Source organism: Acinetobacter legionensis (assembly GCF_048551735.1).
Classification (GTDB): Bacteria; Pseudomonadota; Gammaproteobacteria; order Pseudomonadales; family Moraxellaceae; genus Acinetobacter.
Genome location: NZ_JBIMBV010000010.1, coordinates 37,889 through 55,121, shown reverse-complemented (window position 1 = coordinate 55,121; position 17,233 = coordinate 37,889). Strand labels below are relative to the sequence as shown.

At 36.4% G+C, this 17,233-nt stretch carries 14 protein-coding genes; 8 read left to right on the top strand and 6 right to left on the bottom strand.

All coding sequences use genetic code 11. The features are described 5' to 3' along the window. The first annotated feature begins 672 nt into the window (after positions 1-672). From ACG9ZL_RS10720 to ACG9ZL_RS10705, 4 genes are all read left to right on the top strand, one after another. Positions 673-936, top strand: coding sequence for a hypothetical protein (locus ACG9ZL_RS10720; RefSeq protein WP_419359980.1), 264 nt, complete (start codon positions 673-675; stop codon positions 934-936). Positions 937-1,488: 552 nt separating this feature from the next. Beyond that, complete coding sequence (locus ACG9ZL_RS10715) at positions 1,489-2,643, top strand: hypothetical protein (protein WP_336950764.1); 1,155 nt, start codon at positions 1,489-1,491, stop codon at positions 2,641-2,643. Positions 2,644-2,652: 9 nt separating this feature from the next. After that, entirely contained in the window at positions 2,653-3,519 is an 867-nt protein-coding gene (gene thiM / locus ACG9ZL_RS10710) for a hydroxyethylthiazole kinase (protein ID WP_419327341.1), read from the top strand. A 63-nt stretch (positions 3,520-3,582) separates the two neighbouring features. Beyond that, complete coding sequence (locus tag ACG9ZL_RS10705; RefSeq protein WP_419327342.1) at positions 3,583-4,200, top strand: DUF4240 domain-containing protein; 618 nt, start codon at positions 3,583-3,585, stop codon at positions 4,198-4,200. A 37-nt stretch (positions 4,201-4,237) separates the two neighbouring features. Here the strand turns inward: ACG9ZL_RS10705 and ACG9ZL_RS10700 are convergent, their stop codons facing one another. The 6 genes from ACG9ZL_RS10700 to aceI all read right to left on the bottom strand — a co-directional run bounded on the left by ACG9ZL_RS10700 (position 4,238) and on the right by aceI (position 12,375). Then, positions 4,238-4,621: a 5-carboxymethyl-2-hydroxymuconate Delta-isomerase gene (locus ACG9ZL_RS10700; RefSeq protein WP_419359978.1), complete on the bottom strand. Its 384-nt coding sequence runs from the start codon at positions 4,619-4,621 to the stop codon at positions 4,238-4,240. A 542-nt stretch (positions 4,622-5,163) separates the two neighbouring features. Then, positions 5,164-6,618: a SulP family inorganic anion transporter gene (locus ACG9ZL_RS10695; RefSeq protein ID WP_419359976.1), complete on the bottom strand. Its 1,455-nt coding sequence runs from the start codon at positions 6,616-6,618 to the stop codon at positions 5,164-5,166. Between the two features lie 397 nt (positions 6,619-7,015). After that, positions 7,016-7,429 (bottom strand): hypothetical protein, encoded by a 414-nt coding sequence (locus ACG9ZL_RS10690; RefSeq protein WP_262086329.1) that lies wholly within the window; start codon positions 7,427-7,429, stop codon positions 7,016-7,018. A 23-nt stretch (positions 7,430-7,452) separates the two neighbouring features. Next, positions 7,453-9,168 carry a DEAD/DEAH box helicase gene (locus tag ACG9ZL_RS10685; RefSeq protein WP_004822190.1) on the bottom strand — a complete coding sequence of 572 codons (1,716 nt, stop codon included), beginning with the start codon at positions 9,166-9,168 and terminating at the stop codon, positions 7,453-7,455. A 131-nt stretch (positions 9,169-9,299) separates the two neighbouring features. Further along, positions 9,300-11,369, bottom strand: coding sequence for a hypothetical protein (locus ACG9ZL_RS10680; RefSeq protein ID WP_419359974.1), 2,070 nt, complete (start codon positions 11,367-11,369; stop codon positions 9,300-9,302). A 580-nt stretch (positions 11,370-11,949) separates the two neighbouring features. Then, entirely contained in the window at positions 11,950-12,375 is a 426-nt protein-coding gene (gene aceI, locus ACG9ZL_RS10675; protein WP_004822192.1) for a chlorhexidine efflux PACE transporter AceI, read from the bottom strand. Between the two features lie 147 nt (positions 12,376-12,522). Here aceI and aceR point away from each other — a divergent pair, with 147 nt between their 5' ends. From aceR to ACG9ZL_RS10655, 4 genes are all read left to right on the top strand, one after another. Further along, the gene (gene aceR / locus ACG9ZL_RS10670) at positions 12,523-13,413 is read left to right on the top strand and encodes an HTH-type transcriptional regulator AceR (RefSeq protein WP_419359972.1); all 891 of its coding nucleotides are present in this window, start codon (positions 12,523-12,525) and stop codon (positions 13,411-13,413) included. Positions 13,414-13,501: 88 nt separating this feature from the next. Further along, positions 13,502-14,485 carry a transaldolase gene (tal, locus tag ACG9ZL_RS10665; protein WP_336950756.1) on the top strand — a complete coding sequence of 328 codons (984 nt, stop codon included), beginning with the start codon at positions 13,502-13,504 and terminating at the stop codon, positions 14,483-14,485. Between the two features lie 153 nt (positions 14,486-14,638). Next, entirely contained in the window at positions 14,639-15,292 is a 654-nt protein-coding gene (leuE, locus tag ACG9ZL_RS10660) for a leucine efflux protein LeuE (RefSeq protein WP_336950755.1), read from the top strand. Positions 15,293-15,922: 630 nt separating this feature from the next. Then, complete coding sequence (locus tag ACG9ZL_RS10655; protein ID WP_419359970.1) at positions 15,923-17,095, top strand: benzoate/H(+) symporter BenE family transporter; 1,173 nt, start codon at positions 15,923-15,925, stop codon at positions 17,093-17,095. Positions 17,096-17,233: the final 138 nt, after the last annotated feature.

Sequence of the window (17,233 nt, the reverse complement as noted above, 5' to 3'; positions counted from 1 at the left end):
AATGTTATGGCAGATACTGGTGGACTCAGTATCATGCATCAACATTATGATGCGCACAATATCTGACTGGCTATAGACCTACCCTGACACAAGCGTTTCAATTACAAAAATTGCGGATGAAGAAACACTTCGATTAGGCATTTATTCATCAAAATTTAAAAAAATGGCTAAAAATACACCATCAGCTTTGGTATTCATGAACAAGAGAAAATCCTACAACCGATGTGGGATAAGTCATTAATACGCGATTTTGCTAAACTTAACGATTTTATAGTGTCACTCTGTTTAAAAAATTTAGGCTTACGTGGTGATATCCTTGTGGGCATCAATAAATTTAAATTAATGTTCACCCCTATCTCATTATTCCAGCAACACTCACCGCAACCAATCTGGCCAATGTGCAACATCGTATTGCGATTGTACGTAATGGTTTCAATGTACTGAATAAATGGAAACAAAAGATATTCTTTGTGTCATGGAATCCAACCATCAGTTGCATATTGGCAAGGGTAATGGCTTATAACAACCCTTAGGTGCACGATAAATCCTAAACCGCCACAATGCAAAACATTACACTTTTTTCAAAGCGACTACATTTTGAGCACAGTTCTTGCTTGTTTAATATCGTGTATATCGCACAATAAAAATACTCAACAAAAAATGAGGTGCAACATGATTTTTAAAGACCATATAGTTCGTGTTGAAAACATTAAAACGATGCAAATGCTGGATAAAGCTAAGTTAGATCATCAAGTTATTGCGATGTTTATGACTTGCGAAGGCATTCCTTTAAAAAGCAGTGAAGTGACTGCGCTTTTAAAGGAATATGAAATGCTAGGACAGCACAAAGTTCCAGCTAAAAAAGCCAAGGCATTGCTTCAAGCTAAAATGGAGCATTTTGAGGATTCTGAATTACCGTGTCCTGCTGCTTACTAAGGCATATAACCATTAGGATTATTGTTTAAATCACCTTTTATCGGTAAATAGAATCAATAGATACGTTCTATTTACCGCATTTAAACCATATACAAGCTTCAGTTCTCCAAGGCCCCACATCGTTACTTTTGCAATGGGATTATAAATATTTGCTTTTCAAAATGATAATACAAGTCAGACTGCGCTATTTGTCCTGCAATAATTCTGAATGGTCAATATGTTTTGACGCAACGAAGCGACCAATATAACGGTTCTCAATCGGGTCATTTTGAATATTTTAAGTTCTTTGAGCAAGAAAATACCATAACAGCATTCTACATACGGACCAGAGGGAAAGATTAAAAAATGATCTCATTTAGAAACATCTAAACTTGCACTCAACTGGATTGAATCGTTGAGATTTAGTTTTTTGAATATCATTGAATAACAATACAATGGCTTCAATCATGATCGAATATGTATATTTTATAAAACATTCAATTTAAGCAATCAGCTTTCATCTATATAGATGTGTATAATGAAAAGTCCTTAATAATTTATACATTTATCTCTATGCTTCAAATTCTGCAAAAACAGCTGGATGAAAGTACATTTTGCCCGCTTTGTCAGGCAAGTATGTATTATGTTGAAGCTGAAGAATTTGAGAAAGAAGTCAGTTTTCACCAATGTAGCCATTGCAATCATCAAGTTTTTCAAAACAATCAACGTAACTGTCATTGTGAAACATGTCAAAGCAAACGGCGTAAACTGATTAAAGAAACTCGCTTGCAAGAAACCCGTAAGCTAAAGAAAAAAGATAACTTTGAATTAGGTTTAGACCAGCTCAGTTTTTTACATAAATTATTTTTACTGAGTATTTTAGACAATCAGGTGCATGAAAATACCAACCATCAAGAGTTTATTGATTGGGAAGTAATTAAATATCATCCCATTACACCCAATTACTATTTTCAAAGTCAACTTCTCAATCAGCTGATTAAAGATAATGTTTTTGTCGCCAAAGATTTTAGCGATGATGCCCACCAATACTATATCAACGTTCGTTTGGATGGTTATTCTGAACCGAGTATGTTTAGTATTGCAACACAACTACGCCATTGGTTCTATGAGAATCTAAGCCAAGGTATCCCATTTAAAACATCCGATGAAGTGAAAAATGCACTCTATGTTGTGCTGTATCAAGAAATTGTACAGTTTACCCAACATTATTGCCGCACGTGGGGTATCCAGATTTCGGGTAATAAAAACTTCCAAATCTTCTGTTATCACCTACTCGACACATTGGCCGTTGGGCAAATTTTCTATCTTATTCAAACTGCGCTTGAATATTTATATCAAAAAAAGGCGCTACAAGTTCGTAACGAAAACTTTATAAATACCAATATTCTCAAAAAAACAGTACAACAATATAGAGAACGTGCAATTGCAGAAAAATGGGAAACCTCAACCCTGCCACGCCCACCGAATATTCCATTGAGTAGAATGAGTGAAATACTGTTTTATCGGTTTTTAGGCTACGATGAAGGTATCTTCTTTCAACCTGTGTGGAAATCATGGAAAAAGATCGAACCACGGTTAAATTTCTATTCACAAAAGCGCTGTATGTATTGTGGCTCAAACGAATTGACAGTTGAGTACGATGCACAAAATTATGTGACATTATTTTGTCGCAGTTGCAAACACCAAGACCACTACTTTACTCAGTAAGGAGCATCTATGAATCATCCTGAAAATATTACCCATTCTCAAACGGATCAACTTCATACGCACACTGATGTCATTTTACAAAAAGTTGTGGATGCTTGGACTGAGTTGCAAACTCAACAGCCCTTAGTCCAGTGTATTACCAATAGTGTCGCAGCAAATTATGCTGCCAACGTCTTGTTAGCTGCTGGGGCTTCACCGGCAATGATTGATAACCCATTTGAGGCTGAAAGCTTTGCGTCTATTGCTGCAGCATTAAGTATCAATGTGGGAACGCCTACGTCTGAACAAATGCAGGCCATGCAGATTTCAGCACAAACTGTAACAAGTAAAAATATACCGTGGGTTCTCGACCCTGTTGGTTATGGTGCATTTCTCAAATGGCGCAGTGAAATGGTCGATCAATTGGTTTTGCTTAAACCGAGTATTATTCGTGGCAATGCTTCAGAGATCAGTACACTTGCCGGTAATCAGGTTGAATCCAAAGGTGTAGACAGTACTGTTTCGAGTAATGAAGTCTATTTGCAAGCTTTAGCACTTTTAACCCATACTGAATGTGTTGCAATTTCTGGTGAATCTGACTTTATTCTTTCTAAACAGCTCAATAGCGTGATTCAGGTTAATGGCGGAAGTTTTTTACAGCCTAAAGTTACGGCAACAGGTTGCGCTTTAGGCGCATTAATTGCAGCGTATAGTGCGGTCACAACAGTCACGATCGCAGCAGTCTCTGCACATATCCATTTTGCGATTGCAGGAAAATTAGCTTTTGAAAAAGCCCAATCTGTTGGGAGCTTTAATGTCGCATTTCTAGATGAAATACATCAAATGAGTGCGGATAAAATTTGGCAATATGCTGATATAGAAGTCTTAAGTCTTTAGAGTACAAATATAAACTTGCTTTTAATCATTAAAATTAAGCTTAAACCGATTATGAAACCACATATGTCATTACAAGAAGAAAAATTGTTTTGGGACGCAATAGACCAGTCGAACCACAACAAAGATGCTCACTGGTCTGACTATGATATTGACCAGCATTTACAAGATCTTGTGCAATATTTATCTCAGTTGGATAAACAACAACTGATTATTTTTGAAAAAACACTTCAGCTCAAACTCTCACAACTCTATAGCGCTGAAATCGCAGAACTCTCGACAATTCTAGAATCTGAATTTACGGAAAAAGATGGTATTTTCAATTTTGATGCTTATCTATCAGATGATGGTTTTATTTATTTTAGATGTTGGTTAATCCTCAAAGGCAAGGATTTCTTTGATGACATACAAGAAGATATTCAAAACTTTGTTAGCAGAAAATATAGTTTTGATATAGGCGACACTTGGGCTGAGGGTCTACTCTATGTTGCTGATGAAGCATATAGCGTTCATTATGAAAATGAAGAAGAGTCTGAGATTCGTGATGCAGTATATTTACAACATCCAGAACATCACTATGATTTTGCAGCAGGCAAGATTGAAAGAGATTTACTCAATGGTGTTGAGTTACAAGCACGATATCCAAAACTGGTTAAAGCAATATGCGAACTTAGAAATAAATAAGTAAAAGATTGGGGCTTATCTTTTAAGCCCAATCTGATTATTTTTGCACGAAAACTTTTTTATAAATTTCTCGTGGCATTTCAGCAAACTCTACACAGAGCTGAATTTCTAAACCCTGTGCAGAATAATCTTCAAATGACTGTAAAAATTGCGATAAATTTTCAGTCATTAAATCTTTTTGTGGTTCAGTACGACCACTTAGACCTTGTAAACGTACAAAAATAAATGCCTGCTTACTCTGCTCGCCACTTTCATTCCCAAAGCCAATCAAATAATCCGAAACTGATTGAATACGGGATTTAATATCATGTGCTTGCCCCACTAACCCTGTATCGAACAGTGCATGATTTAAGCCCAACATCAATTTCTTTTTATCTAAATTTTGAATATTGTCAGAATAATCAATAAACATTTGTGGCATGGTATTAACCGTTTGAAAGCACTAGATATTGATAAGAATTATAGCATTAACATATAAAAAAACTGTAAAATTAACGCTAAATTAACATTTTAGCGCTTAGATTTATGAGAACGGTAAAAGAAAAAGCAAGTCGTAGAGGTGTTATTTTTTTAGCTTACTTTTAGCTCTACAAATTTACTTCCAAATACTAAATTTTCTAAATGATAAGGAATTCGAGATAAATCAAATACTAATCTATATTTCGTTGATTTTAATCTGTAAATATTACTTTAAGTTTGAATCTTTTTTAAAAGCTAGACATTGGGCTTAAGTTAGCATCTTAATTATTTCAAACATTTTATTTTTTTACACTACATTGATTATATTTTTCAGCTGTATCAATATTCCACAAGCTAAAACCATTCTCTCTTGCTTATTTTAGTTTTAGCATTTGTGGCATATATCCCATAAATGAATCTTAGCTAATTCATATTACGAAGCACTTGCATAATTAAGATTATACCGATTTTAGGGACTCTACATAAATATAGAGTCTCCTTAATTTAAATTCTGGCATGTGTGCCATACTTATCGATCATAATTGAACTCGCTTCATTTAAACCACGTACTGTGACGTTGATTCCATTCTTACGAAATTTGCTTACAACAGAGTCCAACATCGCAACAGATGTGACATCCCAAATATGGGAGTGAGTCAAATCAATAATGACATCTGAAATTTTCTCATTGAAGTAAAAACTTTGCATAAATTTTTCAGAAGAGCTAAAGAAAATCTGACCGCTTAAATCATATAAACGTGCTGAACCTTCAAAAGTAGACTTCACCTGAATATCATCTTCTAATTTAATGGCAAGAAATAGCGCTGAAAGCAAAACGCCACTGAGTACACCTAATGCGAGGTTATGAGTAGCCACGACCACTATGACGGTCACGATCATCACAGCATTACTACTTTTAGGATTTGCTTTAAAGCTAGTTAGAGAACGCCATTCAAAGGTACTAATAGAGACCATAATCATTATAGCAACCAATGCAGCCATCGGAATCACTTTGAGCCAGTCACTAATAAATACAACAAGAATAAGAAGAAAAATACCCGCTGAGAATGTTGATAAGCGAGAAAAACCGCCTGATTTCACATTAATCATAGATTGACCGATCATTGCGCAACCCGCCATTCCTCCCATAAAACCAGATGCAATATTCGCGATTCCTTGCCCTTTGCATTCCTGATATTTATCACTTGGTGTATCAGTCATTTCATCCACGATCGTCGCTGTCATCATAGATTCAAGTAAACCAACTGCCGCTAATGCGAATGAATACGGCAAGATAATTTTCAATGTTTCAACATTCAAAGGGATGTCTGGAAGTAAAAATATTGGAAGCGTATCAGGCAAAGCCCCCATATCCCCAACTGTTCGCACATCAAATCCAAGACTCATTGCCAATATCGTAATTGCAATAATACACACAAGCGGTGAAGGCAGTATTTTTCCTAATTTTGGAATGAGCGGAAATAAATAAATGATTACCAAACCTAATGCAACCAAAGCATAAACATGCCACGTCACATTCACAAATTCAGGCAACTGAGCCATAAAAATTAAGATAGCTAAAGCATTCACAAAGCCAATCACTACAGATTTAGAAACAAACCGCATTAACTTCGCTAACTTCAAATAGCCTGCAAATATTTGAATCACACCCGTTAAAATTGTTGCAGCAAGTAAATATTCAAGGCCATGCTCTTTTACTAAAGTGACCATAAGCAATGCCATAGCGCCTGTTGCTGCCGAAATCATTGCTGGACGCCCTCCAACAAACGAAATCACGACGGCGATACAAAATGATGCATATAAACCCACTTTTGGATCTACACCAGCAATAATTGAAAAAGCAATAGCTTCGGGGATGAGTGCAAGCCCCACAACAAGTCCAGCAAGCACATCCCCACGGATGTTAGAGAACCATTGTTCTCGGATATTAGATAACATAAATAGCGCCTATTTTTTTGATTTTTTGATAGGCTAGTGATGTGATATACGACACACAAACGACTACACCACATCACTAGACAGTGATGAGTTATTTACAAATTAGAAGAGGTAAATAAACTTAAGGTGGCGTAAGTGTCATAAAAAAGCACTGGTTTTGAAGGAAGTTAAAGTGCGAGTATAGCATCCAAATTTACTACACAGCTATACGATGCTGAAATTCACTTTAATTTTAGAATAAGAATAACCATGAGATGAAACATTTCTGGACTAGGGCGCTTTATGGTTCTTTATCTCATTCAAAGCACGACATCTATTGTATTCTATTGATAGACCTTAACAAAATCATCAATAAACATCTGTGTTAATGCATTCTTTTTCACTTAAAACGATTGAATCATAAGATCTGAGATGCAACAGTAGCATTGATCACCAATTCTAGATTTTCAAAATCATCAAATTGCTCAAACTCAAAATCGATCTTGATTTTCGCAATCACTTTTAGATAACCGTCACGACTTTCAATAAATGCCAATTGGTATAAATCGACAGGATTATGGATACTTTTAATGGTAAAACACCCATTAAATGCATCACATTCATTTTCATCAAAAACCAACGTCAACCCAAGCAAATCTTTTAAAAATGGAGATGGTAGCTCCAACCCTTCAAAAGAAATATTTGAATCTATCAATTCATGCGCATAATAAAATGGGCACAACTGAAAGCTGAGATTATAACTATTAGAATATTTGCATTTAGACAAAATAGCTAAACGTGGACTTAATAACTTTTTCTCAAATTTAGCCATTAATTCATCACTAAAAACATCTATCACTCAACAAATAACAATGCCAAACGTACCTGATCATAGCCCATTTTGGGACTGGTTAAATCAACGATTGGACGCAATTTAATCGCACCATCATCATTAAAATGACTTGGATCTTGACGTTTCTTCAATTTTTTATAGATCACACGAATTTTTTCTACAACTTCTTCACCAGGATTTGCAATCGAGATATCTAAACCTTGCTCTCGATGTAAACGAGCCAAATGATTGATAATCGTCGCAGGAGTTAATCCACGTTCAACCGCAATATCCTGAATCTCATAGCCACTTTCAAACAATTCACGTGTTTCATCAAGTGTTGCCGAAGCATAATTGGTTTTACCACTATTACGCGCCAGCTTCTTTTCATTACGTTCAATTTCAGTGGTATTTAACGTCCCGCCACAATGACGAATAAAGGCATTGTGCTGTGTGGTTAAGTCTGAATCTGCATAATGCACTTCAGCTTCATTGGATAACTCTTGAAAACGGCGATCTGCTTTAATTGCAAGACTATCCAGTTCCAACGCCTGATCATTAAAACCTAACAATCTTAAACCCTGAATCGATTTAAGCCGGGATAAAGCCACATAACCCTGACCTTTTTCAAAGGTATGGCTTAAGTTGATTTCCGCGGCTTCCAAGGTCATCCCTTGTGATTTATGAATAGTAATCGCCCAAGCTAACCGTAATGGCACTTGTTGTAGACTGGCGATGGTTTTACCACCTTCATTGTCAACAGACCACGTTTCTGGCGCAACCAATAAGGTTGTACCATCGGTCATTTTGACTTTAGGCAACATTCCTAGTTCATCGTCTTCTTCAAAACCAATAACTTCACCTAAACTACCGTTGATATAGCCCATATCGAAGTTATTTTTAACGAACATAACTTTGGCATGCTTTTTAAGCGTCAACTCATCAGGTGCACGTACAGAAGATTTCAATGTTTCGATCAGCTTTTCATTACCATCTGTCACCGCTACAAATTGATGATCATCCCCTTCAATCGCATTGAGATGCTGAAAGTTGATGCTATCCACGTCCATATTGTGGGTATATAAACGCGTGTAGGTATCACCAATGTCTTGATTACGGGTATCTTGTAGCGCTTGAATATGCTGTGGCTGAATATTCTGGGCACGAATCGCATTGAGTACGTCATTCAATGCCGAATCATCTTGACGATGCTGCTCTGTCAGGTAGCAAACACGAAATTTTGCTTCAACCCAAGCGGTTGACATAAAACAAAATTTATCTCGATTTAGTTCGCTGTTTTTACCTACAGGTGGCAACTGGAAAAAATCTCCGGCTGCAATCACTTGAATTCCACCGAAAGCATCATCAGATTCTTTAAAATATTTTAAAACTTGATTGACTAAATTTAGCTGTTTGGCATGTAACATTGAAATTTCATCAATGATCAAGACTTGGGCATTTTCTAAATGCTCTTTTAAGTATTTACGCTCTTTCATACGCTTCAAATCATCATCAGTCAGCGTATCTTTGATCCCAATACCTGCCCAAGTATGAATCGTCATACCATTCATATGTGTTGCTGCAATCCCCGTAGATGCTGTAATTGCAACAGGGACTTTGCGTGCTTTTAAATAATTGATGTACTGATTAAGCGTATAGGTTTTTCCTGCACCAGCAGATCCAGTCAAAAAGACATTTTCACCCGCTTTCATAAGTTTGAGTGCAGTTTCTTGTTTCATAACAGCCTTGAATTACCTAAACAGGATGGGACGGCTATAGCCTAACGATTTTTGTATAAAAAGTTAAGCCAAATGCATCACGAAAAGTGAATTAAAGCCAAGCAGCCCACTTAAAAATGATCTGCGTCAAACTATAAGTTTCCCAATTCTTCATTGGGTTGAATACTGCTTTTCCATTTTAAATGCTGATTTACATCATCAATAAAAGCTTGAGCTTTCAATATATAGAACTCATCAGGAATAAGATTATTGGGTAAACGCAATTGATCAAAGACCAAACGTCCTAATTTATAATAACAACCCAAAGTCATTTCCTGCGTCGCATCATCAACTTTCGATACATGAAATGCTACATATTCTCGATCTACAATCCGCGCACAATAGGACAATGCCAAACAGTGTTTAAACACCAACGACTCTTGAATAATTCGTTTTAGGCTATTCAGTTCCTCATAGCACCACTCATCAAAATAAATCTTTTGCATTGGTGCAACGCGATCCCAATGATCTACATCTATTTTTTCTTTAAGTGTCGATAAGGTATCAACAAAATAATGATGTTGATGCCAACGCTGTGCTTGCTGATATAGACCAGACCAAGTGACATTTCGCTCTATATCGTGATGATCATTAAATAAATGCATCACATAGTCCAAAACAAAGCTGTCGTATATACTAGGGTTAGATGCACGACCGATCTGCATGTGTTTCAGTTTTTTACGAAAATCATCGACTGTTATATTTTGCTTTTGCAACTGAATAAAGAATTCAGCATGTTGTTGTCGTTGCGGATCAATAAATTTAATCAGTTGTTTGGGCAAGCCCTGAGCAATGTGTTGTACAAACAGCATAAATGCTTGAATGATTCGATTTATCTTAAGGTATATTTTTTTATACATCTGCGGTTGATCTGCCAACATCAACGCAGCAAAATCCAACCATTCTTCGATATATAAATAAGAATGAGAAATCGTTTTCTTATTCGATTTATTTTCAATCTCTGTTTTTAAAAAACTATAACGATTGTTCTTTGGGTTTTTTTGCCATTCATTTGTAATTGCAAAGGAATGGCATTCAATTAAAAATAGCCGTGCTGCAATATTTTTAAAATACTTTAAAACACTTACAGTGACTTCAGGATAAATCTTTGAAGTATCAATCAAACTTAATGCTGTGATTGTGATACGGACATTGGGGTCCTTTATATTTCGGCTAATCCAATCATTGACCTGTTCATCTTGTTTAAATAGCCAATTTGCAGTGCGCTTAAGACTACAAATTGGAATTTGTGGAACTTGATCCTGTTCCCAATATTCAGCATCTTTTTGTAAAAAGTGCTGCTTGCTCAATAAATCCTGATATTGCCAAAAACCGCGTTTCATATATTTTGCATAAGCAAGCATTTGCGGTTGTTGTTGAGCATGTACCGCCAGCAATTGATAACTTGCAAAATACTGGCTGAGTTCTTTTAAGCGTAATGATTCTGGGTGAAAAATCTTTAAAATACGCAAATAATGCGCTGGAATAAACTGATCTAAAGAAAAAATGGCCTGTTGAAATTTGGGTACCAATGACTGAATCGGTAAAAACTCTTGACCCAATACAGAATTAATCAGCACTAAATGCTTAATGTTAATTTCAACACTTAAAGGAATCGCTTTACCATATTTGGCAAAATCAGAAACATAGGCATAATCAAAATATTCATAGTGCAGCAAAATTTGATCAATACGCTCTGCATCTGCTTCACTAATATTATATAAATACTGCTCTACCCGATTTTCACCATCCACCCACTCAAAAACCTGCTCAATCAGCGTTTGGCGGATGATTTGGGCTTTGGTCTTTAAATCAGTTGGATGTATCTCATGATATTTTGTTGTATAAAAATAAATATTTTCTGAGAAATATTGAACAAAACGATTGATATTGATTTTATTTTCTAAACAACGCGGTAACTTTTCAAAATTTAAATCAAAAATTAAACCCTTTTCTTCATCAAAGTAGATATTGAGTAACTGATTTGCCAGACTGAATTTATGCTGCTGTGGATCAAACTGGAAAAAGTTGTGCGCAGTAATCTCGGACAAATAGTCAAATTGATCAAGATAAATCTTATTTAAATTTGCTGAAACCTGAAGTAATTCTTGAGCAGCAAGCTGGTGTCTATCTGGCAGCTGCTCCTGAACTGTCTGCACCATATTTGCCTCAATCCATCTCTTACATATATTGAATTTATTAGGGTCTGTTGACACTTCTTCTATGTTTGCGACAACGAGTTTTTTTAGACGATTCGAGGCACGAAATACGAAATTTAGTCAGCTAAATGAGTAGTTCGTAACGACGTAGCGACAAAAAAACTCTAGTCCCAAAGGGTTATGGTTAAAATTATCTCAGTCTGTGTTATGAAACTCGAAAATAGTCTCGCTATTCTCTTCGTTTCATGCCTTGCCTGCTCAATTTTAGCCTACAACGCAAGCCATTTATGAAATGTTAACAGACCCTATTGTAGGCGAACAATTTTACAAAACAAATTGAATTCCAATTATCTTTTGCAAAAGTTTGTTTAAACTGAGCTGTGATCGTGTAACGGGTTTTATCTTTATTGATTCTAATTTATCCATTCTTTATTCATTATTTAAAATCTATTTTAATTATATGTTATTTATTCAATTAAATTTTTATAAAAAAGATCCCCTTACTTTTCAAAAAAACTAAGGGGATCTCTATCGCAACACATTTGAAATTTTCACTAAAATTTAAAATGTGTTGCAGGCTTAATTAAGAATGTACAGGCTTTGCCCCCATACGCTCTTCAATCAAGTCATAGCACCATTGGAAAATAAAGGTATACACCAAAATACAGGTGGTCATTCCAAAATCCAATAAAATTGCTTGCCACAAAGACATATCCATTGCGTAAGCAACCATTGGAATCGTGGCTAACATCAAACCACCCTCAAAACCAATGGCATGTAAAATACGTACACCAATGGTACGTTTAAGTTTTCTCTTACGTTCAAATTGTTCAAAGAAATGGTTAAACACCATATTCCAAACCACTGAAGTCACGGCCATCGCAACACCTAATACACCAGTAACTTCCATTGGCACTTCAAAAATAAAACTTAATGCAATCGCTATGATCACCAACAGGATGACTTCATAGCTTAATGCATGAATAACCCTTCTTTTGGAAATCATCATTTAAAACTACTCTTTTTTGATTCGATGGATGCATTATATTTTTATAATATTGATCAATCGAGTCAGGTTCTTTCAATTTTATTGAAAGGTTGTATGAATTGGAGTAAATTTAATGATTGAAGAATTAAACAGAATGGTGCCAAGCGCATGAATATTAACCAAGAACAACTCACCATCTTTAAAACGGTGATGGAAATAGGTTCATTTTCAGCAGCAGCCCGACAGCTTGGCAAAGTCCCCTCCGCTGTCAGTATGTCTATCGCCAACTTGGAAATAGACTTAAATCTAAAACTCTTTAATCGTGTGGGACGTGAACCAATCCCTACTCCTCAAGCCCAACGCTTATATGAAAAAACTGAACAACTGCTAGTAGAAATGAATCAGTGGAAACAACAAGCGATTGCACTTAGCGAAGGCTTGGAATCCTCATTAAATATCGTGGTGGTTTCTGAATTACTGCATACAGACTGGGCTGAATACATTGCACTGTTGGGAGAGCATTTTCCAACTTTAGAAATTAATATCTTCTCAGCACCACAAGAAGATGCGCTGAAAATGCTGATGAATCAGACTGCACAACTGGCATTGATGTTTGAACGTGAAATACTTGAAAGCCGTGAGCAATTTGTCGAATTTAAAAAAGAAGCCTTGGTTCCTGTTTCAGCTATTCATCATCCATTATCAGCACATAAACAAGTTACTTTTGAACAAATCCTACAATCCAGACAAATTGTCGTGGCAAGTCGTGATCGAACCATTAAACCTGAACTGCTTTATTCTAAAAACTATTGGCGGACGGACAATCACCACTCAGCATGTGCTTTAATTTTAAAAGAACTGGGTTGGGGAGTACTTCCCTTAGAAATGTTTAATGAAAATCCTGAGCTTAAACATAAGTTAAAAATCTTGGATTTGCTCGATTTCACACCAAAATTTGAATATTTTGTGGACTTAGTCTGGAGTCGTGAGAGCAATTTAGGCTCAGCTGCTCGTTTTTTGATTAATCACATTCGAAATCAAAGAATTCATACAAAATAATAGGCCTTTCAGTACATTTTCCTCTTTTGCTCAAATCGCATTGTGTTATAAATAAATCACAAATATTTTAACTAAGAAATAATCGGTAATGACACAATCTGCATTAGATCAATTAAAACGCTTAACCACTATCGTTGCTGATACAGGTGATTTAAACGCAATTCAACAATTTCGCCCTTTGGATGCAACGACTAACCCGTCACTCATTACAGCAGCAGCACAACAGCCTGAAAGTCGTGAGCTGATTGAAGATGCCTATGCTCAAGCAAAAAAAGAAGGTTATGAATTAGATGCACTCGTTGAACGCACCATCGATATTCTCACCGTCAAACTGGGTGTCGAAATTTTAAATATTGTAGAAGGTCGTGTCTCAACAGAAGTGGATGCAGCCCTTTCCTATAATACCGAAGAAACCATTGCCAAAGCCAAAGAGCTACTTGCGTTGTATAAAGAATATGGGATAGACCAAGATCGTATTCTGATCAAGATTGCCTCTACATGGGAAGGTATTCAAGCAGCAAAAGTGCTAGAAGCAGAAGGCATTCATTGTAACTTAACGCTACTTTTTGGTTTACATCAAGCCAAAGCATGTGCAGATGCAAGGGTTACTTTGATTTCTCCATTTGTCGGTCGTATTTTAGATTGGTTTAAAAAAGCTGAAAATGTAGAGAGCTATCCAATTGAGAAAGATCCAGGCGTATTGTCTGTTAAACAAATTTATCATTACTACAAGCAACATCAAATCAAAACTGAAGTGATGGGCGCAAGCTTCCGTAGCATTGACCAAGTTTTAGGTTTAGCAGGTTGCGACCTTTTAACCGTTGCACCGGGTCTGCTAGAAAAATTGAAAAATGATCAACGTCATGTGGTTTCTCAACTTAGCTTAGACACTGAACAGACTGCTCAAGAACATCAAGAGATCTCTAAAGCTGAATTTAAACAACAATTGGAAGCTGATTTAATGGCATTCCAATTATTGCAAAGCGGGATTGACGGTTTTATCAAAGCGCGTGAACAACTTGCATTATTATTGCGCCAATCTTTTGGTCTAGATGCTGATTTTATTGACTAATCTATGTATTTAGAATGATTTATATAAATCTAAATTGTAGATGCGCTTTTGGGTAAAATTGCACTAAAATCGCTCACACTCTAAAGCCGAGTTTGTTATCATAACCACTCGGCTTTTTTATTTCGCTTTTCTTATTTATACAGTGAGAATGTTGTGTTTGGTATTACCGATATAGTGACATATATACTAGGGACTATTTTTATCGTCATTTTACCCGGTCCCAACTCATTGTATGTCATGTCAATTGCCTCTCGATTTGGAATTAAAACGGGCTATATCGGTGCTTTAGGCGTATTTACAGGAGATTTAATTCTGATTCTCTGTACTGTTTTAGGTGCTGCCTCTTTACTACACGCCTTTCCCTGGTTATTTATCATTCTCAAAGTTGTAGGCGCAAGCTATTTGTCTTATCTCGGTATTCGTTTACTGATCGCAAGTATCAAAACTTGGCAAAACAAACCACAAACGCTGCAAACAAATACATCCAATACTGCAACTCACGAACAATTCCATCCATTTCGAACAGCGCTAACCATTAGCTTACTCAACCCAAAAGCAATTTTATTTTATCTCTCGTTCTTTGTTCAGTTTGTTGATCCCGATTACCCTTACCCCGCTTTAAGCTTTGCGGCACTTTCTGTGATTCTGCAAATCATCAGTATGAGTTATTTGACGATCTTGATCTTCTCAGGCGTTAAGCTCGCCACTTTTTTCAATACACGCTACAAAATTGCTGCAGGTTGTGTTGCCTGTGTAGGTTTACTGTTCTGTGCTTTTGGAATAAAGCTTGCTGTTTCAACAATGTAACCTGATTTAGTTAAATAAATCTCCCAATTAAAACATTCTTTTTTGAATCGTTCTTTTGGATAAACTGCGCTTTCTATTCAAGGCAATATCTAATCTTTATCAATGGGTAATCTATAGTCAACCTGTCAAAAAAATCAGACACAAGAATACAACTTCTCTCAATTAATTATTTTTTAATTAAATCAATTACATGGAAAGACTTTTTTGATTATAAAAGCTTGTAATACCACAGCTTACATTCAACGTTTAAATACCTTTGCGTTGGCGATGCCTCCCTTTTTAGAGATAAAAAGGGACAAAAATCTTTTGCTGGGCGAAGGCTATGTCCTGTACCCCCGCCCAACGGCGACATCCATGTCGCCCCACAGTAGGATCACCAACTATAATTCAAAAGTATCAAAAATGAATTGGTGCAAATCACTTATATGAATAATTAGGTGGTTTGACTATACATTGTTTTCAACTAAGATAGTTCTAGATTAAAAAAGCCATATTCTCCCATAATGATAATCTAATCAGTTTTATATTTACTTTTTATATTTAATTCCAATTAACCCTATAAGCTTTAAAATGATCCCTGTATGATGGTTGCATTTTCAACCATTCAATCAAATTTAAAAGCAAGGGATCATGCAAAAGTTACTCCAAGACTTCTCTATACCTGCTGTATTTGCAGGTTTCATTACCTTTTTAATTGGTATCAGTGTTTCGGCTGTACTCGTCATACAAGCAGCTCAATTACTTGGCGCAAACCCTGAACAAATTACCTCTTGGTTTTGGGCACTCGGTTTAGGTATAGGTCTTTCAGGATTAATTCTTTCTTGGAAATTCAAATATCCTGTTGCCACCTCATGGTCAACCGCTGCACTTGCACTCATCATTGCCACTGCCAGCGGCTACTCACTCTATGAAGCCATTGGTGCTTTCTTAGTGAGTGGTTTACTGACCGCCACACTAGGCTTTTTAGGCATATTTGAAAAAATTATTTCGTATATTCCTCAGAGTTTGACCAGTGCCATGCTGGCAGGTGTATTACTCAAGTTTGGTATTGCTCTATTTGCCAGTATGCAAAACGACTGGGCATTTATTCTCAGCCTTTTGACGGTTTATATCGTCACTAAACGGCTATGGGCTCGTTATTGTATTGTGATTACCGTGATCGCAGGAATTATCATTTGTCCATTTTTTATGGAGTTTCATGTTCCAGCCTTACAGTGGGGATTGGCAAAACCAGTATGGATGACACCTGAGTTCACATGGTCTGCAATTCTCGGATTGGCACTGCCTTTATTTGTAATCAATATGGCATCTCAGTATTTACCAGGGATTGCGATGATTAAAAGTTATGGCTATAAACCCCATGTTAACCAACTTATTGGTTGGACAGGTACAGCGCAGACTTTGCTTGCACCATTTGGCTGTTATACCGTGAATATTGCTGCAATCAGTGCTGCAGTCAGTCTGGATGACCAAGTTCACCCAGACCCTGCGAAGCGCTATATTGCTGGCATGAGCTGTGGTTTCTTTTATATTTTGATGGGGCTATTTGCGGCAACATTGACAAGTCTATTGATGTCTTTTCCACATCTTTTTATTGTGGCATTAGCGGGGATCGCCTTGTTTGGTACGATTAGCCATAATATTGCGATTGCATTTCATGAAGTCAAAGATCGTGAAGCCGCACTGCTCACCTTTTTATTCAGTGCATCAGGTGTTCAGTTTTTTGGGATTGGTTCCGCTTTTTGGGGACTCCTATTTGGATTCGCTGTTTCGTTTATTTTAAACTTTAAACTTAAAAAATAGCATTTTGATCAATAAGATGAATGGAGGCTCATTCATCTTATTTTAAATTTTCAATTGTCGAATCAAAGCAAATCGAGAAGCGATAGACAAAAAAAAGCTTACCCTAGGATGGGTAAGCTAGAAAGCTTGGAACAACAA

Excerpts from the sequence above, each read along its gene's own strand:
- ACG9ZL_RS10720 (WP_419359980.1), top strand. The coding sequence starts at position 673 with ATGATTTTTAAAGACCATATAGTTCGTGTTGAAAACATTAAAACGATG.
- aceI (WP_004822192.1), bottom strand. The coding sequence starts at position 12,375 with ATGATGATTTCCAAAAGAAGGGTTATTCATGCATTAAGCTATGAAGTC.
- ACG9ZL_RS10690 (WP_262086329.1), bottom strand. The coding sequence starts at position 7,429 with ATGGCTAAATTTGAGAAAAAGTTATTAAGTCCACGTTTAGCTATTTTG.
- aceR (WP_419359972.1), top strand. The coding sequence starts at position 12,523 with ATGAATATTAACCAAGAACAACTCACCATCTTTAAAACGGTGATGGAA.
- thiM (WP_419327341.1), top strand. The coding sequence starts at position 2,653 with ATGAATCATCCTGAAAATATTACCCATTCTCAAACGGATCAACTTCAT.
- ACG9ZL_RS10685 (WP_004822190.1), bottom strand. The coding sequence starts at position 9,168 with ATGAAACAAGAAACTGCACTCAAACTTATGAAAGCGGGTGAAAATGTC.
- ACG9ZL_RS10715 (WP_336950764.1), top strand. The coding sequence starts at position 1,489 with ATGCTTCAAATTCTGCAAAAACAGCTGGATGAAAGTACATTTTGCCCG.
- ACG9ZL_RS10700 (WP_419359978.1), bottom strand. The coding sequence starts at position 4,621 with ATGCCACAAATGTTTATTGATTATTCTGACAATATTCAAAATTTAGAT.
- ACG9ZL_RS10705 (WP_419327342.1), top strand. The coding sequence starts at position 3,583 with ATGTCATTACAAGAAGAAAAATTGTTTTGGGACGCAATAGACCAGTCG.
- ACG9ZL_RS10655 (WP_419359970.1), top strand. The coding sequence starts at position 15,923 with ATGCAAAAGTTACTCCAAGACTTCTCTATACCTGCTGTATTTGCAGGT.
- ACG9ZL_RS10680 (WP_419359974.1), bottom strand. The coding sequence starts at position 11,369 with ATGGTGCAGACAGTTCAGGAGCAGCTGCCAGATAGACACCAGCTTGCT.
- ACG9ZL_RS10695 (WP_419359976.1), bottom strand. The coding sequence starts at position 6,618 with ATGTTATCTAATATCCGAGAACAATGGTTCTCTAACATCCGTGGGGAT.
- tal (WP_336950756.1), top strand. The coding sequence starts at position 13,502 with ATGACACAATCTGCATTAGATCAATTAAAACGCTTAACCACTATCGTT.